This is a genomic window from Nocardia sp. NPDC049935 (assembly GCF_055586645.1).
Window position 1 is genome coordinate 1,075,389 of the sequence record NZ_JBVJHV010000001.1, and the last position, 22,816, is coordinate 1,098,204.

Annotated in this window: 20 protein-coding genes; 5 read left to right on the top strand and 15 right to left on the bottom strand. The window is 70.6% G+C overall.

What is annotated here, in order from left to right:
- Positions 1-14: 14 nt before the first annotated feature.
- The 3 genes from ACZ6SF_RS05050 to ACZ6SF_RS05060 are packed head-to-tail and all read right to left on the bottom strand — an operon-like array spanning position 15 to position 2,776.
- Complete coding sequence (locus ACZ6SF_RS05050; RefSeq protein WP_466060675.1) at positions 15-419, bottom strand: HTD2 family dehydratase; 405 nt, start codon at positions 417-419, stop codon at positions 15-17.
- Positions 412-1,572, bottom strand: a complete 1,161-nt coding sequence (locus ACZ6SF_RS05055) for a CaiB/BaiF CoA transferase family protein (RefSeq protein WP_466060676.1) — start codon at positions 1,570-1,572, stop codon at positions 412-414. Before ACZ6SF_RS05055 ends, ACZ6SF_RS05050 begins: the two co-directional genes overlap by 8 nt.
- A gap of 46 nt (positions 1,573-1,618) precedes the next feature.
- Positions 1,619-2,776 (bottom strand): acyl-CoA dehydrogenase family protein, encoded by a 1,158-nt coding sequence (locus tag ACZ6SF_RS05060; protein ID WP_466060677.1) that lies wholly within the window; start codon positions 2,774-2,776, stop codon positions 1,619-1,621.
- Between the two features lie 133 nt (positions 2,777-2,909).
- On the opposite strand from ACZ6SF_RS05060, the gene ACZ6SF_RS05065 reads away from it, so the two are divergent.
- Complete coding sequence (locus ACZ6SF_RS05065; RefSeq protein WP_466060678.1) at positions 2,910-3,866, top strand: LysR family transcriptional regulator; 957 nt, start codon at positions 2,910-2,912, stop codon at positions 3,864-3,866.
- 25 nt (positions 3,867-3,891) lie between these two features.
- Here the strand turns inward: ACZ6SF_RS05065 and ACZ6SF_RS05070 are convergent, their stop codons facing one another.
- On the bottom strand, positions 3,892-4,383 hold the full coding sequence (locus ACZ6SF_RS05070) for a beta-class carbonic anhydrase (protein WP_466060679.1): 492 nt from the start codon (positions 4,381-4,383) through the stop codon (positions 3,892-3,894).
- Positions 4,384-4,601: 218 nt separating this feature from the next.
- On the opposite strand from ACZ6SF_RS05070, the gene ACZ6SF_RS05075 reads away from it, so the two are divergent.
- From ACZ6SF_RS05075 to ACZ6SF_RS05090, 4 genes are all read left to right on the top strand, one after another.
- A complete protein-coding gene (locus tag ACZ6SF_RS05075; RefSeq protein WP_466060680.1) occupies positions 4,602-5,246 on the top strand; it encodes an HhH-GDP family DNA glycosylase in 645 nt (214 codons plus the stop codon).
- Between the two features lie 100 nt (positions 5,247-5,346).
- On the top strand, positions 5,347-7,134 hold the full coding sequence (locus tag ACZ6SF_RS05080; protein ID WP_466060681.1) for an APC family permease: 1,788 nt from the start codon (positions 5,347-5,349) through the stop codon (positions 7,132-7,134).
- 100 nt (positions 7,135-7,234) lie between these two features.
- The gene (locus ACZ6SF_RS05085) at positions 7,235-8,356 is read left to right on the top strand and encodes a terpene synthase family protein (RefSeq protein WP_466060682.1); all 1,122 of its coding nucleotides are present in this window, start codon (positions 7,235-7,237) and stop codon (positions 8,354-8,356) included.
- Between the two features lie 111 nt (positions 8,357-8,467).
- Positions 8,468-9,763 (top strand): diguanylate cyclase domain-containing protein, encoded by a 1,296-nt coding sequence (locus ACZ6SF_RS05090; RefSeq protein WP_466060683.1) that lies wholly within the window; start codon positions 8,468-8,470, stop codon positions 9,761-9,763.
- 13 nt (positions 9,764-9,776) lie between these two features.
- Here ACZ6SF_RS05090 and ACZ6SF_RS05095 read toward each other — a convergent pair whose 3' ends face one another.
- The 11 genes from ACZ6SF_RS05095 to ACZ6SF_RS05145 form a co-directional block, all read right to left on the bottom strand.
- Positions 9,777-10,880: a glycosyltransferase gene (locus tag ACZ6SF_RS05095; protein WP_466061345.1), complete on the bottom strand. Its 1,104-nt coding sequence runs from the start codon at positions 10,878-10,880 to the stop codon at positions 9,777-9,779.
- A gap of 77 nt (positions 10,881-10,957) precedes the next feature.
- On the bottom strand, positions 10,958-12,289 hold the full coding sequence (locus tag ACZ6SF_RS05100) for a glutamate-1-semialdehyde 2,1-aminomutase (protein WP_466060684.1): 1,332 nt from the start codon (positions 12,287-12,289) through the stop codon (positions 10,958-10,960).
- Between the two features lie 22 nt (positions 12,290-12,311).
- On the bottom strand, positions 12,312-12,884 hold the full coding sequence (locus ACZ6SF_RS05105; RefSeq protein ID WP_466060685.1) for a YdcF family protein: 573 nt from the start codon (positions 12,882-12,884) through the stop codon (positions 12,312-12,314).
- Between the two features lies 1 nt (position 12,885).
- Positions 12,886-14,268 carry a glycosyl hydrolase family 28-related protein gene (locus tag ACZ6SF_RS05110; protein ID WP_466060686.1) on the bottom strand — a complete coding sequence of 461 codons (1,383 nt, stop codon included), beginning with the start codon at positions 14,266-14,268 and terminating at the stop codon, positions 12,886-12,888.
- On the bottom strand, positions 14,265-15,707 hold the full coding sequence (locus tag ACZ6SF_RS05115; protein WP_466060687.1) for a YveK family protein: 1,443 nt from the start codon (positions 15,705-15,707) through the stop codon (positions 14,265-14,267). Before ACZ6SF_RS05115 ends, ACZ6SF_RS05110 begins: the two co-directional genes overlap by 4 nt.
- Positions 15,707-17,131 carry a hypothetical protein gene (locus ACZ6SF_RS05120; protein ID WP_466060688.1) on the bottom strand — a complete coding sequence of 475 codons (1,425 nt, stop codon included), beginning with the start codon at positions 17,129-17,131 and terminating at the stop codon, positions 15,707-15,709. The genes ACZ6SF_RS05115 and ACZ6SF_RS05120 overlap by 1 nt, the downstream gene beginning before the upstream one ends.
- A 27-nt stretch (positions 17,132-17,158) precedes the next feature.
- Entirely contained in the window at positions 17,159-18,163 is a 1,005-nt protein-coding gene (locus ACZ6SF_RS05125; protein ID WP_466060689.1) for a CgeB family protein, read from the bottom strand.
- Positions 18,160-19,635, bottom strand: a complete 1,476-nt coding sequence (locus ACZ6SF_RS05130) for a lipopolysaccharide biosynthesis protein (protein WP_466060690.1) — start codon at positions 19,633-19,635, stop codon at positions 18,160-18,162. Before ACZ6SF_RS05130 ends, ACZ6SF_RS05125 begins: the two co-directional genes overlap by 4 nt.
- Positions 19,632-20,786, bottom strand: a complete 1,155-nt coding sequence (locus ACZ6SF_RS05135; protein ID WP_466060691.1) for a glycosyltransferase family 4 protein — start codon at positions 20,784-20,786, stop codon at positions 19,632-19,634. The genes ACZ6SF_RS05130 and ACZ6SF_RS05135 overlap by 4 nt, the downstream gene beginning before the upstream one ends.
- Positions 20,783-21,838 carry a glycosyltransferase family 4 protein gene (locus ACZ6SF_RS05140; RefSeq protein WP_466061346.1) on the bottom strand — a complete coding sequence of 352 codons (1,056 nt, stop codon included), beginning with the start codon at positions 21,836-21,838 and terminating at the stop codon, positions 20,783-20,785. Before ACZ6SF_RS05140 ends, ACZ6SF_RS05135 begins: the two co-directional genes overlap by 4 nt.
- Positions 21,839-21,861: 23 nt before the next feature.
- Complete coding sequence (locus ACZ6SF_RS05145; protein ID WP_466060692.1) at positions 21,862-22,701, bottom strand: glycosyltransferase family 2 protein; 840 nt, start codon at positions 22,699-22,701, stop codon at positions 21,862-21,864.
- Positions 22,702-22,816 lie beyond the last annotated feature (115 nt).

A 22,816-nucleotide genomic window follows, 5' to 3' on the forward strand; every position in this document is an offset into this window, starting at 1 on the left:
TCCCGCGGCCCCTTTCACGTCCCGTAGGTGAGCACACCCCGCGCGGTCTGCCGGCCGTATCTGTCACGCGCGTGGGTGTGCAGCCCGCCGTCGCGGGCCGCGGCGCCGGCGACCAGGCCCTGATGGTCGAACAGCGGCGAGAGCAGACGGTAGTCGAATGTACGTGGATCCGCCGGGCCGCCGTGGGCCCGGGCCGCCTCGGCCATCGCGAGTGCCTGCAGCGGTCCGTGGGTGAGCAGGCCGGGATAACCCTCGATATCGCGGGCGTAGTCGCGGTCGTAGTGGATGCGGTGGCCGTTGTAGGTGAGCGCGGAGAAGCGGAACAGCAGAGTGGGATCCACGCCGATCTCGCGTTCCCCCGGGGCGACAGGACTTTCGGGCGGCGAGGCGTCCGCCTGCGCTTCCACGGTGTCACTCACGGCTGTACTCCGATCGGGCCGGGTCGAATTCTGCGCGCAGGGCGTCGTTGTGCTCGCCGAGCCGGGGTACCGGGCCCATACGCGCTTCGCGACCGGGCACGGTCACGGCGGGCAGCAGCGCGCGGACGGTACCGCCGGGGGTATCGACGGCGCGCCAGCGGTCACGGGCACGCAGTTGCGGATGGTCCGCGAATTCCTCGGGGGTGCGCAGACGGGCGCAGGCGATACCCGCCGAGTCCAGGACCCGCACCGCTTCGTCCGCGGAGTAGCGGCTCAGCGCCGCCTCGAGGATCGCGGTGATCTCGTCGTCGTGGGCGAGGCGTTCGGGGTTGTGGACGAAGCGCGGGTCGTCGGTGAGCGCCGGGTCGCCGAGCACCCGGGCGCACAGGCTCGCCCATTCGCGATCGTTCTGCACACTGAGGAACACCGACGAACCGTCGCCGGCCCGGTAGGGGCCGTACGGCGAGATCGAGGCGTGCCGGGCGCCGGTGCGGCGGGCCGGCTGCTGTCCGTAGACCGAGAAGTAGGCGGGCTGCATCATCCATTCGCCGAGTGCGTCGAGCATGGCCACCTCGAGCGTGGTGCCGCGGCCGGTGCGTTCCCGGTCGTAGAGCGCGGTGAGGATGCCCGAATAGGCGTACATACCGGTGGCGATATCGGCCACCGAGATACCGGCCTTCGCCGGCTCGTCCGGTGTTCCGGTGATGCCGAGAAGACCGGCTTCACACTGGACCAGCAGGTCGTAGGCCTTCTTGGTGCGGTACGGGCCGTCGGGGCCGTATCCGGAGATCGAACAATGGATCAGTTCGGACCGGCGGTCGCGCAGCGTGGCGGCGTCCAGGTCCAGCCGCGCGGCGGCGCCGGGCGTCAGGTTCTGTACGAAAACATCCGCGCCATCGATGATCCGGCCCAGCAAGGCGTGATCGGCGGGGTCCTTGACGTCGAGTTCCAGGCTTTCCTTGCCGCGATTGAGCCAGACGAAATAGCTGGCCTCGCCGTGCACCGTGCGATCGTAGCCGCGCGCGAAATCACCGGCGCCCGGCCTTTCGATCTTGATCACCCGGGCCCCGAGATCGGCCAGCTGACGGGTGGCGAACGGCGCGGCCACGGCTTGTTCCAGGGATACGACAGTGACGCCGTCCAGCGGATGCACAATTATTGCCTTCCCACCCCGGGCGCGAGCCGGGTGCGCGCCGCGATCACGGTGCGGTCCGGTAGCGCTGGATCAGCTGTTTGGTGATCACGTTCTTCTGGATCTCGTTGGTGCCCTCGCCGACGATCATCAGCGGGGCGTCGCGGAAATAGCGTTCGACATCGAATTCCGTGGAGTAGCCGTAGCCGCCGTGGATACGGACGGCGTTCAGCGCGACTTTCATGGCGGTCTCGGAGGCGAACAGTTTCGCCATACCGGCCTCCATATCCGCCCGCTCGCCCGAGTCGTAGCGCCGCGCGGCGTACATGACGAGCTGGCGGGCGGCGGTGAGTTCGGTGGCCATCTCGGCGAGGTAGTTACCGATGGACTGGTGTTTCCAGATCGGCTGCCCGAAACTCTCCCGTTCCTGCGCGTAGCGCAGCGAATCCTCGAGCGCGGCCCGCCCGACGCCCAGCGCCCGGGCGGCGACCTGGATCCGCCCGACTTCGAGCCCACGCATCATCTGGGCGAATCCATGTCCTTCCTCGGTGCCGAGCAGCGCGTCCGCGGGCACCCGCAGATCGTCGAAGACGAGTTCGCAGCTCTCGACACCCTTGTAGCCGAGTTTGGGCAGATCGCGGGACACCTCGAAGCCGGGGCCCTTCTCCACCAGCAGGATGCTGACGCCGCGATGCGCGGGTGTGGCGTCTCGATCGGTTTTGCAGAGCAGGGCGATCAGTGCGGACCGGCGGGCGTTGCTGATCCAGGTCTTGGATCCGTTGACGAGATAGCCGTCGCCGTCGCGGCGGGCCCAGGTCCGCATCGCCTGCAGGTCCGATCCGCCGCCGGGCTCGGTGAGTGCCATGGTGGCCCGGATCTCGCCGGTGGCCATCCGGGGCAGGTAGTGGTCCCGCTGCGCCGGCGTGCCGTAGGCGAGCAGCAGTTTCGCGACCACCGTATGCCCGCCCATCGCGCCCGCCAGGCTCATCCAGCCGCGGGCGAGTTCCTCGGTGACCGCGGCGTAGCAGGGTGTCGAGACGCTGGCCGTGCCCCAGGGATCGGGGATCGCGAGCCCGAAGATCCCGATCTCCTTCATCTGCTCGACGAGTTTCTCGGGATAGATGTTGCCGTGCTCGAGTTCCCGGACGACGGGTTCGACCTCGCGGTCGACGAATCGGCGCACCAGCGCCACGATTTCGGCTTCGTCCTCGTCGAGCTCGTACATCGGACTTCCTTTCCGCGCGTGACCTCGGGAGTCGTCTCCGGTACCGGCACTCGTCACCTGCCGTCGTCCATCATCGAAGGTGATCTCGGGTGTTGTAAAATAACGATTACTGATATGACCATGCCGTGGCGCGATGGAGGCCGGACCGGTGGAGCTGAAACAGCTGAAGGCCCTGGTGACAGTGGCCGAGACCGGGAGCGTCACCAAGGCGTCGCAGCTGCTGCACCTGGTCCAGCCCGCGGTGACCCGGCAGATCAGAACTCTCGAAACGGAGCTGGGGGTGGTGCTGTTCGAGCGCACCCGGCAGGGGATGCGGCCCACCGCGGCGGGCGCGGTACTGATCGACCACGCCCGCCGGGCCTTGCACGAACTGGACCGGGCCCGGGCCGAGATCACCCCCGCGCCCGGGCCGGTCACGGGTATCGCGACCGTCGGACTGCTCGAGAGTACGGTGGATATCCTCGCGCGCCCGCTGCTCGAACGGTTGCGCGCGCACCATCCGGGTATCGAATTACGGATCCTCACCGCCTATTCCGGACATCTGCAGCAGTGGCTCGACGGCGGTGAGGTGGATATGACCCTGCTGTACAACCTGCGCAGCACCCCGTCACTGCACGCGCGGCCCCTGTTGCGTGAGCGACTGTGGGTGGTGGCGGCACCCGAGGCCGGACTACGGATCGAGGAGCCGGTGCCCACGGAGACCTTCGCGGCGCATCCGGTGGTGATGCCGGTGGCGGGACACGGATTGCGAGTGCTTATCGATCAGGCGTTCGCCCGCGCGGGGATCGTCCCGCGCATCGCTGTCGAGACGAACTCGATGTCGATGCAGAAGCAGTTCGCCGGTGCGGGCTACGGCCGGACGGTGTTGCCGGCGGCCGGAGTCGCCGCGGATGTCGCGGCCGGGCTGCTGTCGGCGGCGCCGCTCGACGATCCGGAGGCGTCCAGGAATGTGGTGCTGGGCCTGCCCCGCGCCGGGCGGCGCTCGCCGGCGGTCGAGGTCGTCGCGGGGGAACTGGTCCGGGTGGTGCGTGATCTGGTGGCCGCGGCGCGGTGGCCGTCGGCGCGGCTGTTCGAGGACGGGCCGGGGTAGCCGGACCCCGGCGCGCCCCGGGTGGTCAGGCCTTCACTTCCTCGAGTGCGCCGGTGGCGACATCGAAGACGAACCCTCGCAGCGAGGAGGTCTTGGTGACGAACGGGCTGGTCTCGATACGCCGCACGCTCTGCCGCACATCCTCGTTCAGGTCGGGGAACGCCTCGGCGGACCACGCCGGCTTCAGGCCGGTCTCGTCCTGGATCGAGCGTTTGAAATCGTCGTCGGTGAAGGTCAGCATTCCGCAGTCGGTGTGGTGGATGAGGATGATCTCGGTGGTGCCCAGCAGCCGCTGGCTGATGGCCAGCGAACGGATCTCGTCATCGGTGACCACACCACCGGCGTTGCGGATGACATGCGCCTCGCCCTCCTGTAATCCGAGGATCCGGTACACGTCCAGGCGCGCGTCCATGCAGGCCACCACCGCGACGCCTTTGCTCGGGGGCAGGGGCAGCGGCCCGCTGAACTGCTGCGCGTACTGCGCGTTGTTGGACAGGTACTCATCAGTGGCGGTCATGCACCGATCTCCGATCGTCGACGGTTGGCTCCGGTGGATCTCCCTGCACGATCTCGGACCGCATCCGCGGCCGGGAGTAAAAGATACCCGCTGAGTCCAAGCCTGGCGGATCGCCGGCGAGGAGCGGACCCTGGGCGCCGACTGTGTCCGGCGCCGGGCGGACGTGCCGAGGTGTGGATCGGAGGCGAGCGGGTACGCGCGGGCGGAAAGGAGGCGCCATGAGCCAGCGAGACGTTGTGCACACACTGCTCGACCGGGCCGGGACCACCTTCGCGTCCGAAGCCGGTATCCACCTCGACGACAAACCGGCACCGCTGTTCCAGCTGTTGATGCTGACCGAGTTGCTCAGCGCCCGGATCTCGTCCGATCTCGCGATCTCGGCGACGGCCGAACTGGTGGACAGCGGGTACGGGACCGCCCGCAAGGTGGCCGACGCCGACTGGCAGGACCTGGTGGACGCCCTCGGCCGCGGCCACTACCGCCGCTACGACGAGAGCGCCGCCTCGCAACTCGGGGCGACCGCCGCCCTCGCGCTCGATCGATACGGCGGTGATCTGCGCAGGCTCGCCGACGAAGCCGATCACGATATCGAACGGGCGGGTGAACTCGTTCAGCAGTTCAAGGGCATCGGCCCGACCGGCGGCCATATCTTCCTGCGTGAGGTCCAGGATGTGTGGACCTGGGTGCGGCCCTATTTCGACGACCGCACGGTGCGCGGCGCCAAACGTATCGACCTGCCCGCCGACCCGGAAGAACTCGCCGCACTGGCGCCCACGGACCACACCGCCGATTTCGCGGCCGCCCTGGTGCGGGTCGGCAGCGACGGCGAACTGGCCGACGGGATCCGCGCCGGCGAGCACTGAGGCCCGCCGCCGCGGAGCTCGGGTGGGCGTCGTCACGTCGCCGTCAAGGACACGTCAACACCTCTTCGTCCGGGCGGGCAGCGGTCCGACACTCGCTGCTGTGACTGTTGTACTTCCGGACCCCGGCCGGACCGCCGGGACCGAACCCCGGCGCCGCGGCCTGACGGTGCCCACCGGACTGGCCGGACTCTCCCTCGACGCCATGGCGTCGGTGTCCTACGGACCCGAGGCGATCGTGCTGGTTCTCGCCACCGCGGGTGCGGCCGGCCTCGGGATGACCCTGCCGGTGACGCTGGCGATCGCGGTCCTGCTGGCGGTGCTGATCGCCTCCTACCGGCAGGTGATCGCGGCGTTTCCCGACGGTGGCGGCGCGTACGCGGTGGCGAAACGCTATCTGGGACCCCGGACCGGTTTGGTCGCGGCCGCCTCGCTGATCGTGGACTACGTCCTCAATGTCGCGGTATCGGTGGCCGCGGGAGTCGCGGCGCTCACGTCCGCGTTTCCCGGTCTGCACGGGGCGGCCGCCGAGATATGCGTGGCCGTGACACTCGGGATCACGGTGCTGAACCTGTTCGGCATCGTGCACAGTGCCCGGGCGTTCATGCTGCCGACCATCGTCTTCGTCGGCGGGATCTTCGTAGTGATCATCGGCGGCCTGCTTCGTGACGCTCCGGCCGCGGCGCCGGTGCCCGCGGGCTCCGGTGAACTGGAAGCGGTGGGCGTGCTGTTACTGCTCAAGGCGTTCTCCAGCGGATGCGCGGCGCTGACCGGGGTGGAGGCCATCGCCAATGCCGTCCCGAGCTTCGCCGAGCCCCGGGTACGCCGGGCCCGGCGGGCCGAGGTCACGCTGGGGCTGCTGCTGGGTTCGATGCTGCTCGGGCTGGCCGTGCTGATCGAGAAGTTCCAGGTGCGTCCCGAACCCGGGGTGACGGTGCTGTCGCAACTCACCGCGACGGTGCTGGGTGACGGGATCGGATACTACGTAGTCCAGTTCGCGACCATCGTGCTGCTGGCGCTGGCCGCGAACACCTCCTACGGCGGTCTGCCGACCCTGACCCGGCTGCTCGCCGACGACAACTGCCTGCCGCATCGTTTCGCGGTCGCCTCCGCCCGGCAGGTGTACCGGTACGGCGTGGTGGCGCTCGGCCTGGGCGCCACCGTGCTGCTGGTGGTGTCCGGCGGGCAGATGAACGCGCTGGTACCGCTGTTCGCGATCGGGGTATTCGTCGGGTTCACCATCGCCCAGGCCGGGATGGTGCGGCACTGGTGGCGGCACCGGCCGGCGCGCTGGCGGGCGCTGCTGCTGCTCAACGGTTTCGGTGCGCTGCTCACCGCGGTCGCCGCCGTGATCACCACGGTGATGAAATTCGCCGAGGGCGCGTGGGCCATCGTGCTGGTGCTGCCGGTGCTGGTCGTACTGATGCAACGGGTGCGCGGCGCCTACGCGCGGATGGGGGAATGCCGTCTGGTCCACCCCGGGCCCGCGCGGCCGCGACCCGGACGCACCGTCGCGGTGGTACCCGTCGCGGAGATCTCCGAACTCACCCGGGAGGCCGTCGCGGCGGCCATATCGGCGAGTACGGAGGTGGTGGCGGTGCACGTGGTGTTACCGGGTGACGACGGCGCCGCGTTCGCCGCGGACTGGGAGGCGTGGCGGCCCGGAGTGCCCCTGGAAATTCTGGGCGGCGAATCGGGGGTGGGTGAACCCGTCGCCCGGTTCATACGGCGGCGATACACCGGATGCCGGGTGATCGTGGTGCTCGCCGAGGTCGCACCGCCGCGCGGCTGGGACCGGCTGCTGCCGAGCCATCGCAGCGACGAACTGGAACGGCATCTGCGCCGGCTGCCCGCGGCGATGGTCTGCCATCTCCGGATGCGCCCCGCCTGAATACGGCCCGGTCGCTGCCGGCGGACCGCTCGGTCCAGTGGCAGCGACCGGTTCCGTCGACCAGACTGGAAGGGTTTGGTTAGGCGGGAGGAGAGTCGTCGTGGCTTCTCGATATACATCGGCGTTCGAGCAGAAGATCGCGGATATGCAGGCGCAATACGAGGATTGGGTGAGTGCGGGGGACCCGTGGTCGTTGCGCGAATTGTTCAGTACACCGGATTGCGATATCGACGACTACTGCCGGGATTTCCGGCCGAGCCCGTTCGGCGATCAGGCCTGTGCCGAGGTCGAACGGTACTGCCGGGCACAGGGCATCTGGCTCGAACCCGCCGGGGCGCACTACAACAGCATGACACCGTATCTGCATCCGGGCCCGATCAGCGTGGAACGGCTGTCGGTGATCGGACTGTTCAACGCGATCCTGTTCTGGCTCAACGATACGGTGGGCCGGGAGAAGTTCGGGCACCTCGCCGATGTCGAGCAGCAGCGGGCCCGCACCGACCTCGACCGGTTGTCCCGGCTGCTGCAGACCCGGACCCCGCCGGAGAATCCGTCCCCGTTCGAATCGGCGACGATGGAATTCCTGACGCGGCTGACGGAACTGGCCGATCCGGAATGGCTCGACCTGTTCCTGGCCTCGACGCAGGAGCATCTGCACACCGCGATCCGGGACCAGAACGCCCGATCGCGCGGTGACGTGCTGACGGTCGCGGAATATATCGACCTGCGCGCGCAGGTATCGGGAATGTACCCGGCCATCGCGTTATGCGAATTCGGCCGGGACGGATATCTGTCCTGGGAAGCGCTCGCGGGCGCGGGACTCGCGGACGATCTGCGCCGATTACAGGTGCTCGCCGCCGAGCTGGGCGCATTGATGAACGATATGTTCTCCTTCGAGAAGGAATGCGTCGTGGATCGCTCCGATTTCAATCTGATACCGGTCTGCCTGCTGAACAGCCCCGGCGCGACACTCCCGGACGCGATCCGCGAGTCCGCCGATCTCGTGCGCGCCCGGCTGGTCGAATTCCGTTCCCGGCACGACAGCGTCGCCGCCCGGTGTGCCGCGCGCGAGGGCATGGATTTCGAATTCGCGGCGCAGGTCGAGTGGTATCTCGAGGACCTCTCGGCCTGTGTCCGGGCGAGCTGGGTGTGGCAACTGGGCACGCAGCGATACAAGGGCGTGAGCATTTTCGCGGAGAATCGGGCTACCGGCTCGAAGTGATCATCGGCCGATGAGGAAGTATGTTCACTATTCGGGCAGGTGTGATGCCACCCGGACCGCGATCACAGGTATCCGCGAACGGGGGCGAGATCGGCGAGTCGAAGGGGTGCGATGACGGGGTCGGAACGTCAGGAGCTGGTCCGATCGTGGTCGGAGGCGCTGACGGCGGCGGGTGGGGCCGCACCGGGCGGCGGCGCGGATCTCGAGGAGCTGCTCGACGGCCTGGCCGTGGATCTGGCCCGCGCGCTGACGGTGACCCCCTTCGACTCCGATGCGGGCGCGCGGGCCGGCGCGGCGCTGGTCACCACCGGACTGACATCCGACGACGTGGTGGCCGCGTCGGCGCCGGTCCTGCGATCACTGGCCGGTCCGGACCCCGATGCGGAGCTCTCGCGGCGGGTGGCGATCCTGCTCGCGAAATTCGGGGAGGGGTTCGGCTGGCGGCGGCAGCTGCTGTTCAGTTCCCTCGAACCCGATAAGAGCATGCGGCGGGTGGACGAGCGGTACCGGGTGGTGTTCGAGAACGCCGCCGTCGCGATCGCCATCGGTGATACCAACGGCGTACTGCTCGACGTCAACCAGGTGCTGGCCGAGATGATCGGCGTGCCGGTGGAGCAGCTGCGCGGTATCTCGGTCTACGAGTTCGCCCATCCGGAGGATCGCGCCCGGATCCGGAAAATGGTCTACGAACGCCTGGTGCCCAACAAACGGGGTGCGGTGAAACTCGAACAGCAGATCGCGCGCGCCGACGGCAGCTACGGGTGGGCGTCGTTCTCCATCACCTTCGTGGAGGGCCGTCCGGGGCATCCGAACTATCTGCTCGCCGTCGGTGAGGATGTCACCGAACAGCACCGGATGCGTGACGAACTGCGCCGGCAGGCCCGCCACGATCCGCTGACCGGGCTGCCCAACCGCCGTCACCTGCTGGAGCGTCTGGACGCGACGATCAACAGTGCCGGCTCCGAGGACTGCATCGGCTTGTGCTTCGTGGACCTGGACCGGTTCAAGAACGTCAACGACCGATTCGGACACGGTGTCGGAGACAAGGTGCTCGCCGCGGTGGCCGAGCGGCTGCAGCAGAGTGTGGAAGACCTGGACTGCCTGGTCGCGCGGATCGGCGGCGACGAATTCGTCGCACTGGTCCCACCGCCGGTCGACGATCTGCGCATGGCGCTGGTGGCCAACCGGCTGCTCGACGCGCTCGCCGAACCCCTCGACGCCGGCAATCACGAACTCCATGTCTCGGCCAGTATCGGCGCGGTGATGACCACGGTGTCCGACGGCCACGCCGAGGCGCTGCTCGAAGCCGCCGATACGGGGCTCTACCACGCCAAGAACAACGGCAAGGCCCAGTGGGTGCTGCACACTCCGGATAACGCCGTCCGTCCCGGCCCGGAGGATTTCTGACCCGTCCGCGCGCCTACCGGCGCATCGCGGCGCCGACGACCTCCGCCATCCGGGTGCGGAAGACCTCGGGTGCGAACGACTCCGCGTGCCGCCGGATCCCGGCCGGGCACAGTGCGGTGCTCGCCGGGTCGCGCAATGCCGCGGCGAAGCCGTCGATGACGTCCGCGTCGGATCCGACCGGGATATGGGCGCCGCTGTGACCGGGCAGCACGGTGTCGAGGGCGCCGCCCGCGCCCACCGCGAGGACGGGCGCGCCGCAGGCCATCGCCTCCACCGGGACGATGCCGAAATCCTCCACACCCGGCATGAGCAGCGCCCGGCAGCGGCGGTACATATCGGCCAGGACCTCGTCGGGCGCGGCGCCGAGGAAGGTTGTCTCCGGACCGGCCATCGCCTCGAGCCGCGCCCGGTAGCGTCCGTCGCCGACCACCACGAGCCGGCAGCCCGCCCGCTGCGCGGCGCGTATCGCGAGATCGGGCCGCTTGTACGGCACGAGCCGGCCGGCGAACAGGAGGAAATCCTCGCGCGGTACGGCCGGGTCGAGCGAGAAACGGTCCAATCGCACCGGCGGGTGCACGACTGTGGCCGTCAGATTCCACCGGTCCCGGATACGGTCGGCGACCGCGCGGGAATTCGCGACCACCGCGGTGAGATGCCCGGCGGCCGCGGTTTCACCCCGGCGGGCCAGCGTGCCCAGGGCGGCCAATGCCGTTCTGCCGGCCACGCCGCCGGCCTCCTGGGCCCGGAACTCCGGTTCCCACGCCCAGCGGGCCGGACTGTGCACATAGGCGATGACCGGCGCGTCGGTGGCGAGAGCCGCCTGGGTCGCGAAGGCGTGGTGGCTGATCACCACCGCGTCGAAGCGGCCCCGGAGAGGTAGGCGGCGCAGGGCGCGGGGGACGAACGGCAGCAGCGGGGCGTGGGAACGGCGGCCGGTGGCGGCATGGATACGGGAGAGGCCGCTGCCGGAGATGGTGTCCCACGGAGGGTGGGCGTGCGCCGGGGCGGCGGTGAGGTCGACGATGGGCGCGAACACCCGGGCCCGCGGCCAGATACGCGCCAATTCACCGACCACCGCCTCGGATCCGCCGTATTCGGTGAACCGTTCGTGCACGATCGCGACCGCGGCGCCTGCGGGGTCCGCCGCACCGGCCGTTCCCGGGCCGGGAGTCGTGGTCGCGTCCGCCGTCGCGCTCACCGCAGCACCCCCTCGAGCCGGCGGGGCGCGGCGTACGCGCGGACCGCCGGTGCCACCGGGCGTCCTTCGAGCAGGCCGGTCACCGAACCCTGGTCCAGGGCCCGGCGGTAGACGGCGGCGGCGTCACGGCAGGCGGCCAGGGTCCGATCGATATCGGTGTCGGTATGGGCGGCGGAGGTGACGAAGGACTGGCCGAGTACACCGCGCCGCAGCAACTCCTGCAGGAACAGCGTGCGGTACCCCTGAGAGGGCTCGCCCTCCGGATCGAGGGTCTGGAACAGCAGGCACGACGGCCGGCCCGCGACCCGCAGCCGCCCGGCGATACCGAGGTCGGCGGTGATCTCCTCGAAACCGGCCCGCAGCCGCCGGCCCGCGTGCTCCATCCGGGCGACGGGGTCGGTGGTGGCGTACGCGTGCACCACCGCCCGGAAGGCGGCCAGCCCGCCCGTCTCCGGACCGTGCGTGGTGGACAGCAGGAACACCCGCTCGGCATCGGTGGCCAGCCCGCCGCGCTCCAGGTATTCGCGGCGTCCGGCCAGTGCCGAGACCGGGAAACCGTTCCCCATCGCCTTACCCCAGCACGAGAGGTCCGGAACCACTCCGTACACCTGCTGCGCGCCGCCGGCCGCCCAGCGGAACCCGGTGATCATCTCGTCGAACACCAGCAGGGTGCCGTACCGGTCACAGAGTTCCCGGACCCCGGCCAGGTAGCCGGGTGGTGGTTCGCGCAGCGCGGTCGCCGCCTCCATGACCACGCAGGCCACCTGCCGATCGGCCAGGATCCGCTCCAGTTCCGGCAGATCGGCGTAGGGGAAGCGGACGGTCGGCTGCTCCGGGATCCCCGCCGCCATGGCGGTCGTCCCGATGAACCAGTCGTCGACGGAGAAGAACGGCTGTGCGCAGACGGCCACCGTGGTCCGCCCGGTCACGGCGCGGGCCAGCCGGACCGCGGCCGTGGTGGTATCGGAGCCGTTCTTGGCGAACTTCACCATCTCCGCCCCCGGTACCAGGGCCAGGAAATCCTCGGCGGCGGCCAGTTCGAGCACGGTGGGCCGCGAGAATCCGACCCCGTCGGCGATGGCCGCGGCCACGGCGTCGACGACCGGGCGGTAGCCGTGACCGAGGGTCACCGCGCGCAAACCCATCCCGTATTCGATGAACTCGTTGCCGTCACAGTCCAGGACCCGGCAGCCGTGCCCGCGGACCAGTACCGGGGCCATATGCTCGGGGTACTGGTCGGCGCCGCGCGCGTAGGTGTGCGCGCCGCCGGGAATCAGCGCGTGCAGCCGGGCCTGGGCCCTGTCGCTGCCGCCGAATTCGGTGATCACTCTCGCTCCTGGGGTCTTCGGCTCAGCAGCCGGATTCGGTGAATGCCTTGAGATATCCGGCGCTCTGCCGGATATACATCCAGGTCCAGAACCCGGGGTCGGTGCGCCCGGGACTGGCGACCATGGTGAGTTCGCCGTCGAAGCAGCGGTCCACGATGTAGCGGGCCCGCGAGATATGCGGGGTGAAGGTGATGACGATGAGGTGGCGCCAGCCGTTGGCCGCGGCCTGGCGGCGGATCTCCTGCGCCTCACCGCGGGTGGTCCACGGCCGCGGTTCGAAACAGGTGACGCGGAAGGGGTAGGGGGTGCGGCAGTAGCGGTCCATCCGGGGATCGTCGAGCCCGGTCGACGCGGCGATCAGCAACTCCGGCGCCCAGCGCTCGCGCGCCAGTTCGAGCCCGAGGTCGAACCGCTCGTACGGAGTGCCGCCGAGGACGACGATCGCGTCGGCGGGCCGCAGCGGGTCGACCTGAGGCCGGACGAACACCGGCCATCCGGCGACGGCCGCCAGCGCCGCGAGTACCAGACCCGACGCGACCACCTGCCACCGCCGGACCCGGCGCCGCCCGCCGGGAGTCGCGCTCGTCCCGGTCATCTCAGCGCACCGGCCGGTCCCGGCCCAGCGGCGCCGTGCGCAGCGCGCCGTCCGGTGCCACCACCAGCCGCCAGTACCCGCCCTCCGGATCCCGCAGCACCACACCGGCATCGGCGCGTTCGGACAGCCAGGCGCCGCTGGCCAGCACCGAGGCCAATCCGGCGCCGTCGGGGGCCACCGCGTTCAGGAGTTCCTCGGCGCCGTTACCGCGGGCGGTGACCGTACCGGTGAATACGGGCCGGTGGGTATGGCCGCGGCCCAGCACCTGCCAGTGCCGCGGGAAGACCGCCGGGTCCACCTCGGCGCCGGCGGACGAGATCAGGTTGACGGCGATCCCCTCCGGGCAGCCGCCCTCGTCGATCCGCAGTTCGGCCGGCCGGCTGCCGGGGTCGGCGTCGAAGGCGATATTCGCCAGATACGGCTGGCGGCAGTGGATCAGGTCGATATCGCAGGCCCGGGCGGCGACCTTGCAGTTGACCATTCCGAACTGCGACGGCCCGCCCCGGCCCGCGGCGCCCACCTGGACCGCGACCTCCGCCCCCTCGAACCAGACGTTGGTGAGCCACCAGTTGTTGGCGGCCCCGTCGATCAGCAGATGCCGGTCGGTGGTGGCCGGATCGGTATCGGAGACGAATTCCACGTTGGTCAGGGCCAGCCCGGCATTGTGGTCGTTACCGGTGCCGAGCACCCCGACGCGGTTGCCGGTGAACTTCGAAGAGGTGACGTAGTTCTGGATACAGGAGGTCGCGAGCCCGACTCCGAAATTGTTGATATCGCAGTCGATGAAGGCGGTTCCGCCGGTATTGGCCTCCAGGACCACGCCGCGCTGCGCGGTATATCGAGGGTGGTTGTCGCCGAGATGATTACCGCGCAGCAGGACGGAATCGAAACTGCAGCGGAAGCATTCCGCCAGCCGCACCGCCGTGGCGGCCGGGCCGGTCAGGTAGAAGCCCAGGCGCGCGAAGCGGATCCGCTGTTTGCCCTCGAGGTCGACGAGGGTGGTGTCGCGGTCACAGAACACCGTGGTGGCATCGGCGCCGTCACCGTAGACGACGGCGTAGTCGGGAAGATCGGGCCAGGCGGTGATCCGGTACTCCCCGGCGGGCAGGTACACCACCGGCGGCACCCCGTCGGTGCGGCAGGCCGCGGCCAGGGCCTCGGTATCGTCGGCCACGCCGTCGCCGACCGCACCGAACGCGCGGATATCGCGAACGGTCATGGGCAGCGTGCCCACCGGGACCACGACCGGCGCGGGCTGCGGTCCGCAGGAGGCCAGTGGCGCAGCCACCGCACCGATTCCGGCGGCACCCAATCCCGCCGCGAGCAGGTCACGCCGCTGGAGACGCCGGCGCGGGCGCACGGAATCGGGTTCGGGACCGCTCACGATCGCCGCCACCGGCTCCGCCGCGCCACCGCGACCACACCGGCCACCGTGGCGCCGGTACCGGCGAGTGCCGTGAGGGCCGCGGCGACGTGATCGCCGCGATCACGGCCCAGCTGCACGATGCCCAGCACCGCGGTCGTCTTCGGTGCGACGGCCACCGCGTCGGCGGGGGCGGTGGCGACGATGATCCGATCGAACCGCTGCCCGGTTTCGGCGAGAACGGTGTCGAAACGCGCCGATGCCAGCAGATCCGGGGTGTCCTCGTCGGCGTTGCCGAGCGCGAGTACGGTCACCGACTGCTCCGGCCACGGGACCAGTGTGCGCTCGACACTCGCCTCCTCGCGCAGGATCGCGGCCAGACCCTCGCCCGACCGTCCGCCGGGTACCGCGGGCGCGGCGATCTCCTCGAGCGGGGGCGCGGCGGCCCCGGCACGCAGATCCAGTTTGACCGTGGGTGGGTCGAAGACCTCACCGCGCACCGCGGCGGTGGTGCGGCTGGAGGCCGTCACCAGTTCGCGGCGCGAATTGTCCTCCCGGACCGGCCATTCCGTCGCCGACGGCTGCCGCAGCGATTCGGGCAGCAGCGTGGAGACGCCGGCGCCGGTGGTGTCCGCGTCGATGATCAGCACCCGGCTGCTCGTCGCGCCGAGCGCGGCGGCCAGCCCGAGCACCACACCCGGTTCGGTGCGACCGCCCAGCCCGGTCACCACGAGCCGGCCGGCTTCGGGCAGCCGCGCACGCACCGCGCGCAGACCGGCGCGCTCATCGGGACCGCCGAGCGAGACGGTGCCAAGTACGGGCTGCCCCAGGGCCGCCAGGTCCGCGGTATCGCGGACCTTCTTGTCGAGCCGATCCAGCAGGTAGGCCACCGCGGCGCCGAACAGCAGACCGCCCAGCGCGCCGACCGCCAGCATCCGGGTGCTGCCCGGGCCGCTCGGCTCGGTGGGGGTCTGCGCCGCGTCGACCACCGCGACCCGCGCCGCCGGGGCGGCGGTGGCCTCGATGGTCTCGAGTTCGTCGATCAGCGCCCGGACCTGCGAAACCACCTGGTCGGCCAGTACCCGCACGGTCTCGGGATCCTCGTCGGTCACCGAAACCCGCAGCAGCGAGGTCGCGGGCGGGGTGTCCGCGGTGATCTTGGCGCGCAGTTCTTCCCGGTCCAGGCCCAGCCCGAGCTGCCCGATGACCCGATCCACGACCCGGTCACTGGTGACCAGTTCCAGATAGGAACGCACCCGCTGCTGGGCGGCCAGCCCGCCCTGATACGAATCGGCCACCGAGGTGCCGGTCGCCATCGTCACGTACACGGTGCTGGTGGCGGTGTAGGTCTCCGGGGCCGAGTCCGTCTGGTACACCGCCAGACCCAGTCCGAGCGCCACGCCCGCCGACCCCACCGCCCAGTAGCGGCGCACCAGGCGCAGGTAATCGGGCAGTTCCATCATTGTCTTCCTTCACTTCCCACGGTCGCGCCGACCGGCCCGCGGGCCGGCCGGATCGTCGATTCTCGATCGGGCTCGCGGTCCGGGCCGGGTGGTGGCGCATGGGTGCGCCGCCACTGGCCGACCGCCAGCCGTACCAGCCAGGCCAGCACCACGACCTGCAGGTATTTACCCAATGTTTCCGCGCTGCCGAGCATTCCGCGCTCGAAGACCACCGGCACCTCGATCAGTGCGATACCGAACAGGACCGGCACCAGATGGCGCGCGTAGAGCGCCCGCGCCCAGCCCACGAGCACGATCGCGGTGAACGCCACCCCGACGACCACACCCGTCGTCCCGCCGAGCACATAGCCCTCGGCGATATTGCCTTCGGCCAGCGAGACCGACACCTGGCTCATATCGACCGAGGCGCCGCGCACCTCGGCGGCCCACGCGGTGCCGGCGTGCAGTTTCTCCTCCGCCAGCAATTGCGCGGGCACCATACTGCGCGCCAGATGCCCGGCCACCTCGCCCGGGGACAGCCACGATTGCGGCCCCACGTAGTAGGCGTCGGTCGCGGCCTCGAGCAGGTCGAATCGGCGCAGCAGACTGAGGAAGGGCCGGACCGCGGTGGGATAGGCGCCGTCCACGGCCGCCGCTTCGGCGCGCAGATACGGCGAGGTCTTCAGCGATTGCAGCCAGTCGAACCCGGCGATACCGGTCACCGAGACCGCGCCGATGCCCAGCACCTTCGCCCGCGTCCAGCCGGTCAGCGCACACCGGACGGCCACCGCCAGGGCGGCGCCGAGCACGGGTGTCTTCGATTCGGTCGCCGTGGTCCACCAGAGTTCGCCGGCCATGAGCACGCCGAGCAACAGGAGCGTGCCGGATTGCCGGGGCGGCCGGGCGAAGACGATCAGCCCGACGGCGCCCAGGGTCGCGGGCATGGTGAGCAGGCTCAGGACCGGTGAGGCGCTCTGTACGTCTCCGGCCTGCCCGGCCGCGCCGCCGGCGACGCTCACCAGGCGTGCGAGAGTCCCCAGCACGTAGAGCACCCACAGGGTGGCGGTCAGGTCCGGGTCCCCGGCCAGTGGCGCCGGGCCGGGCCGCGGCCGCCGCCGCGCCCACAGGACGTAGGCGAGAACGATGACCGCGTACACCGTGAGGCCGAAGGCCACCGGGCGCAGGACCGCCTCGATCCCGGCGTCGTATCCGATCTCGGCCAGCCGCGGGTCGGCGACGTTGTCGCCGAAATGCGGGTCGGGGCGTACGACCAGTAGCACCACCGGGCGCGCGATATACGACATCGCCCAGTACACCGTCTGCGCGATCAGCAGCACCCGCAGCACACCCCGGGCGAGGAGCCCGGCCAGCAGCAGTGCGGTGAGCGCCGCCGCCACGATCAGCAGCGGCGTATTCGAGGTCACGGTGTCCGGGATCAGCATCGGCGTCCACCCGCCGGTCCGGCCGGTTCAGTCCAGCGCACGCAGGATCTCCTCGGCGCGATCGGTATAGGTGTGCCGGCCCTCGACGATGCGCCGGTACCCCGCTTCGGCGGTCTTGGCCGCCTGGTCCGGGTACTGCGCGCAGCGTTCCAGGATGTCGTCGAGTTCGTCGCGGCTCGAGAACAGGAACGCCTCGGTGCCGTCGTCGAGCAGATCGGCGTGTTCGTCGGTGCGTTCCCCGACGAACAGGCCGCCCGAGGCGGGCACCTCGAAGGTCCGGCAGGTGTGGGTATCGCGGTTGGCGGAGTTCAGCAGCACCAGGTTCGCGGTCACCGAGGCCACCGCGATCGCGAAATCCTCGCCGTAGACGGGGCCCGCGACCGCGGCGCGCGTGGTGCGCAACTGCCGTACCCGGCGCCATCCCGGCCCCCGCACCAGAAGTTGTGCGCCGTAGGTGCGGGCCAGCGACACCATGCCGGGGCGGCGATCGGGCCGGCAGGCGCCGATGAATCCGACGAGGAACTGCCGGCTGCTGCGCCGCGCTGCCGGATGATGCCAGGCCGGATCGTAGGCGCTGCGCACGAACAGGGTCCGGCGCACGCCGCGGGCGGTGAGTTCGGGCAGGTTGTGACGTTTGGTGGTCACCACCATGTCCCATTCCGCCTCGTGCGCCAGATAATCCGCGGTGATATTCGCCGGATTGGACACATCGTCGGGGCTGTAGTGCACATGCAGCGCGGCCGGGATCTCCAGCAGACGGCGCTGGTCCAGGTAGACGGATTTGAATCCGAACACCAGGTCGGGACGCAGCTCCGCGGCGGCGCGCTCCAGCCGGGTGTGCACCCGGTCGGCCGCCCACGGGGCCCGCCCCGCACCCTGTTTGGCATACCACCACGACGGCGACAGCCGCGGCGGCAGCGTCACCGGGGTGGAATCGACCACCATCACCTCGTGCCCGAGGCGGCGGAATCCCTCGGCCAGCGAACGGGCATTGCTGCCGAGCCAGTCGTCGCCGACGAACAGAATCCTCATCGCGTCCCTCTTCTCTTCGCACCGGCGGGCACCGCAGTGCCCGCGACGCGCTCCCGCACGATCAGCGCGCGCATCCGCGCGAGATACCAGATCGCCACCGCGAACTCGGCGGCCACGATGCCGCCCGCCAACGTCCACACCGAATGGGTGCGCAGCCCGATCAGCAGTGCGGAGCCCGCCACGACGGTGCCGATTGCCGAACCGATGAGCACGCCGACGGTGTCCTGCCGCACCGGCAGGACCGCGGTGGTGACGAACGAGGTCACCGTGGTGGCGGGCAGGATCAGCGCCTCGAGGCGCAGGACGCCCACCGCACCGGCGAATTCGGCGCCGAATACCAGCGGTATCACCAGCGGCGCCGCCACCCACAGCGCGGCGGTGGCGACTCCCGCCGCCGCCACACAGACGGCCAGCGCCCGGAAGGCATCCGGCCAGAACCGCTGCTCACCGCTGCGTTTCGCCATCCGCGGCAGGAGTGCGAAACCGATCGGGTCCAGCAGCGACTGCACCGCGCGCACCAGCCGGTCCGATGCCGAGAACAGCCCGAGCGATACCGCGTCGAGCACCGCCCCGTACACCGTGGCCGCGCCCTGGCCGTAACTGGTGGTCAGCAGCCGGCCGGTGACCACCGGGAGCGCGGCGCGGATCAGTTTCCACGCGCCGCGTGGCGGCGCCGGTGGGCCGAACACGCGCCAGGTGTCCCACCAGGTGAGCGCGAGGCCGATCACCGCGGAACCGAGCAGGCACAGCATCGCCATGGGCGCGGTGGGGAATCGCGGTAACAAGGTCAGCAGCAGGATCAGGTACCCCACCCGGGCGATGGACTGGTACAGCGTCGACGCGCCGAATCGCCCCTGGCCGATGAGCACCCAGTCCTCCGACAGCGACCAGAAACCACCCACGAACAAACCCAGTAGCACCATGACCAGGTACTCCGGACTCGCGGCGGCCGCCGCCACACCCAGCGCCGCGCCGAGGACGCCCAGGATCCCGCCCCGGATGGCCAGATAGGTGCCGCGGGTGTGGTTCACCACGGCGTGGTCGGTGCCCGATTCCTGTACCCGGGCGGCGAGATAGGACGTGATACCGAGGTCCACGATCAGGGAGCCGAGGAAGTACGCCGACATCCCGACCGCCAGCAGGCCCATCCCGGATGCGCCGAGCAACCGGGCGATCAGCGGCAGGGTCGCGACCGTCACCAGGTACTGCCCGTATTTGCCGAAGCTGACGTAGGCGATATCGCGGAGCAGGATCGCGAATTCGCGGATCCGGGCGGCCCGGGTGCGGGGGAGGTCGGCGGCGGGGTCCGCCAGGGCCGCCACCAGCGGGAGTTTCTCCGTCGGCCAATCCGCGAACGCCGGGATGATCTCGGTCGGCAGGTCGTAGTCCGGAGTCCGGAGTCCGTCCAGCGAAACCGGATAGTGGCGGTGCACGATCCGGATCGGGATGGTGTTCTCGGTCGAGGTGTTCATCGTGCCGGTACCGCCCGCCCGCGGGTCACCCGCTCGAGCACAGCGGCGATCCCGTCCGCCGTCGCGGTGATCCCGAATTCACCGGCACGCTCCCGGGCCGCCGCGCCCAGCCGGGTGCGCAGCGCCGGGTCGGCGATGAGCCGGTCCAGGGCGGCGGCCAGCGCCACCGGATCGCCGGGAGGCGTGAGCAGGCCGTCCACCTCCGGGCGGACGATCTCGGTGGGTCCTCCGGCGTCGGCGGCCACCACCGCGCAGCCGGCCCGCATCGCCTCCACCACGACCTGGCCGAACGGTTCCGCGAGGACCGAACAGTGCACCGCGATATCGGCGTCGGCGAAGTACGGGTCGGGATCGTCGGTGTGACCGGTGAATTCGACAGCCGTACCCAGCGCCCGCGCCCGGTCCCGCAGCTGCGACCGGTAGTCCTCTTCACCGAAATGCGTTCCGCCCACCAGGACGACCCGGGCGGGCCGGTGCCGTACCAGCGCGAGCGCGCTCAACAGCACCTCGTGGCCTTTCCACCGGGTCAGCCGCCCGGCCATCACGACGTGTACCGCGCCGGGGGAGCGCTGCGGGGCCCGCCGCACCGGCCCGGTGTCCTCGAGCCCCGGGTAGACGACCGCCGCCACTCTTCCCCGGGTGTACAGGGTGCGCAGTGTCGCCCGGCTGTTCGCGACGAGCCCGCGTGCGACGGCCCAGCCGAGCATCCGGATCCCGAACGCGAGGACGGCACCGAGATAATCGGCACCGATCCGGTCGTGGACCTGCCAGACCAGCGGAATACCGGCGCGGCGCGCCGCCACCGCGCCCACCAGCAGTGTTTTCATGCTCTGCGCCACCACCACGTCGGCCCGTCCCGACCGGACGGTCTCGCCGACCTCGGTGCCGAGCCGTGCCAATTCCAGTGCCCCGGTGACCAGTCGCACCGGTCCCGAACCGGCAATGGTCAGCGAACGGCTGTCGAACCCGGTGCGGTGCACGGTGACCGGGATATCGCGGTCCCGCAGCAGATCCGCCAGCGGACCGTCGGCGGTGAGCAGGACCGACGCGTCCACTCGGCCGGCCCGGCGCAGCGCGGTCACCAGCCGCAGGACGGCCAGTTCGGCGCCGGAGGGAGCCGCGGTATGGCAGAGGAAAACGGCGCGGATCATGCGGCCAGCTCCCGGTAGAGCGCGATATGCCGGTCGGCGGCAGCGGCCCAGGAGAAGGTTTCGGCGTGGGCGCGGCAGGCGGCGTCCGCGGGGACCGTACCGTCGAGCGCCGCCGTCAGCCGAGCGGTGAGCGCCTCGGAATCGCCCGCCGCCACGATCAGCGACGGGTCCAGGCCGCGCACCGAGTCGGGCAGGCCACCGCAGTCGGTGACCACGGGCGCGCGCCCGGACGCCAGCGATTCCAGGGCGATCAGGCCGAAACCCTCCAGCGCGACCGAGGGGACCACCGTGACCGCGGCCCGCGCGTACCAGTCCGCCAGCCCGGAATCGCTGACCGCGCCGGTGAAGACGACGCCCGCACCCGCCCGCTCGGCCTGTGCGCGCAGCGCCGACTCGGCCGTACCGGTGCCGACCAGCACGAGACGCGCGTCCGGATGAGCGGCGCGGACCCCGGGCCAGGCACGCAGCAGCACATCGATACCCATGCGGTGTTCGAGCCGCCGGACGCAGAGCACGATCGGCACGGTCGTCGCCGGCCGCGCGACGGGCCGGAATCGGTGCAGGTCCACCCCCGGAGCGATCACCGCCACCGACTCCGGCGCCACCCGGTAGTCGTGGATCAGCAGATCGCGGAAATGCCCGGACAGCACCACGAACCGGTCGGCGGGCCGGGCCCGCAGCCGTTCCAGCGTGAACTTCATCCGCGCCGCGACGGCGCCATCACCGGCCATCCGGCTCTCGGCCGCCCACGGCCCGTGGAAATGCACCACCAGCCGGTGCCGCGACCGCCGCGCGGGCGGCCCGTACAGCGTGAAATGCCGGTCCAGTACGGCCGGGGATCCCGGGCCGTACGGCTCGGGCCGGAACGCGGTGCGCGCGCGGCGCCAGGTGGATCCGCCCACCGGCCCCCACGACAGCCCGCCCGGCGGCGGGGCGCCGAACGCCGCGGCGGAGACCGAGATCCCGGAGTGGCCGGTGAGCGCGCCGAACAGGTCGGTGAAATAGCGGTTCAACCCACCCGGTGCCGAACCGAACCATTCCGACCCCGTCATATGCACCCGCGGCACGATCGTCGTCATAGGTTCGATCCGCGTCGCGATCGGAGAACACGTCCGGTCCGCACCCGCAACCGCTCCAGCGCGGTACGCGCCAGCCGGAGGTCGCCGATGGTCACATCCAGTGGTGACAGCAGTCGCGGGCACTCCCGCGCCAGCCGATGGTGGAACCGCAGGGTTTCGCTCAGTTTGCTGATCGTGGACGTGCGGGCGCACAGATTGAACGTGGAGGCCCGCCAGGCCGCGGCGACCTCGGGCAGCCCGAAGAACAGCCCGAACTGACCCACCCGCGCGAACAGGTCGACGTCCATCGGGAACACCAGATCTCCGCGCAACCCGCCCACCCGGTCGAAATGTTCCCGCCGGAACATCGCCGCGGCGGTCGGCCCGAACTCGGCGGGCCCGCGCCGGACGATGGTGCGCGCCAGCGCCCGCGCGGTACGCACCCCGTCGAGTCCGGGCAGTCCGAGATCGGTCTCCACCAGCGCGCCCTGTTCGTCGATCACCTGGAACCGGCTGGAACTGATCGCGAACGCCGGATCGGCCATCACCTCGATCTGTGCCGCGAGCGCACCCGGCAGCAGAATATCGTCGGCGCACACCACCTTCACCAGATCGCCGGTGGACAGCGCGATCGCGCGGTTCCAGTTGTCCCCGATGGGCAGTGTGGTGTCGTTGCGCTCGACCCGCAGGCGGGGGTCGTCGAAGGACGCGGCGATCGCGCCGGTCGCGTCGGTGCTGGCGTTGTCGAGCACCAGCAGTTCGAATTCGGCGTCCTGGCTCAGGATCGAACGCAGGGTGTGCTCGAGCGTCCGCGCGGCCTCGAAGGCGGGGACACAGACCGAGACGCGGGCCACCACTGATCCTTTCGTGGGAATGACAGGGAATGACGGGATGGGGTATCGCGACAGCACCGCGGCATCGCGGGTGCTGTCCGGGTGACGCCGGGCGCCGTCGATACGGCCCCGGCCGGTA

What these genes read in the sequence shown, in the direction of transcription:
- ACZ6SF_RS05065 (WP_466060678.1), top strand. Translation starts at nt 2,910, where the DNA reads ATGGAGGCCGGACCGGTGGAGCTGAAACAGCTGAAGGCCCTGGTGACA.
- ACZ6SF_RS05070 (WP_466060679.1), bottom strand. Translation starts at nt 4,383, where the DNA reads ATGACCGCCACTGATGAGTACCTGTCCAACAACGCGCAGTACGCGCAG.
- ACZ6SF_RS05115 (WP_466060687.1), bottom strand. Translation starts at nt 15,707, where the DNA reads ATGGAACTGCCCGATTACCTGCGCCTGGTGCGCCGCTACTGGGCGGTG.
- ACZ6SF_RS05105 (WP_466060685.1), bottom strand. Translation starts at nt 12,884, where the DNA reads ATGACCGGGACGAGCGCGACTCCCGGCGGGCGGCGCCGGGTCCGGCGG.
- ACZ6SF_RS05120 (WP_466060688.1), bottom strand. Translation starts at nt 17,131, where the DNA reads ATGCTGATCCCGGACACCGTGACCTCGAATACGCCGCTGCTGATCGTG.
- ACZ6SF_RS05130 (WP_466060690.1), bottom strand. Translation starts at nt 19,635, where the DNA reads ATGAACACCTCGACCGAGAACACCATCCCGATCCGGATCGTGCACCGC.
- ACZ6SF_RS05135 (WP_466060691.1), bottom strand. Translation starts at nt 20,786, where the DNA reads ATGATCCGCGCCGTTTTCCTCTGCCATACCGCGGCTCCCTCCGGCGCC.
- ACZ6SF_RS05140 (WP_466061346.1), bottom strand. Translation starts at nt 21,838, where the DNA reads ATGACGGGGTCGGAATGGTTCGGTTCGGCACCGGGTGGGTTGAACCGC.
- ACZ6SF_RS05090 (WP_466060683.1), top strand. Translation starts at nt 8,468, where the DNA reads ATGACGGGGTCGGAACGTCAGGAGCTGGTCCGATCGTGGTCGGAGGCG.
- ACZ6SF_RS05060 (WP_466060677.1), bottom strand. Translation starts at nt 2,776, where the DNA reads ATGTACGAGCTCGACGAGGACGAAGCCGAAATCGTGGCGCTGGTGCGC.
- ACZ6SF_RS05075 (WP_466060680.1), top strand. Translation starts at nt 4,602, where the DNA reads ATGAGCCAGCGAGACGTTGTGCACACACTGCTCGACCGGGCCGGGACC.
- ACZ6SF_RS05125 (WP_466060689.1), bottom strand. Translation starts at nt 18,163, where the DNA reads ATGAGGATTCTGTTCGTCGGCGACGACTGGCTCGGCAGCAATGCCCGT.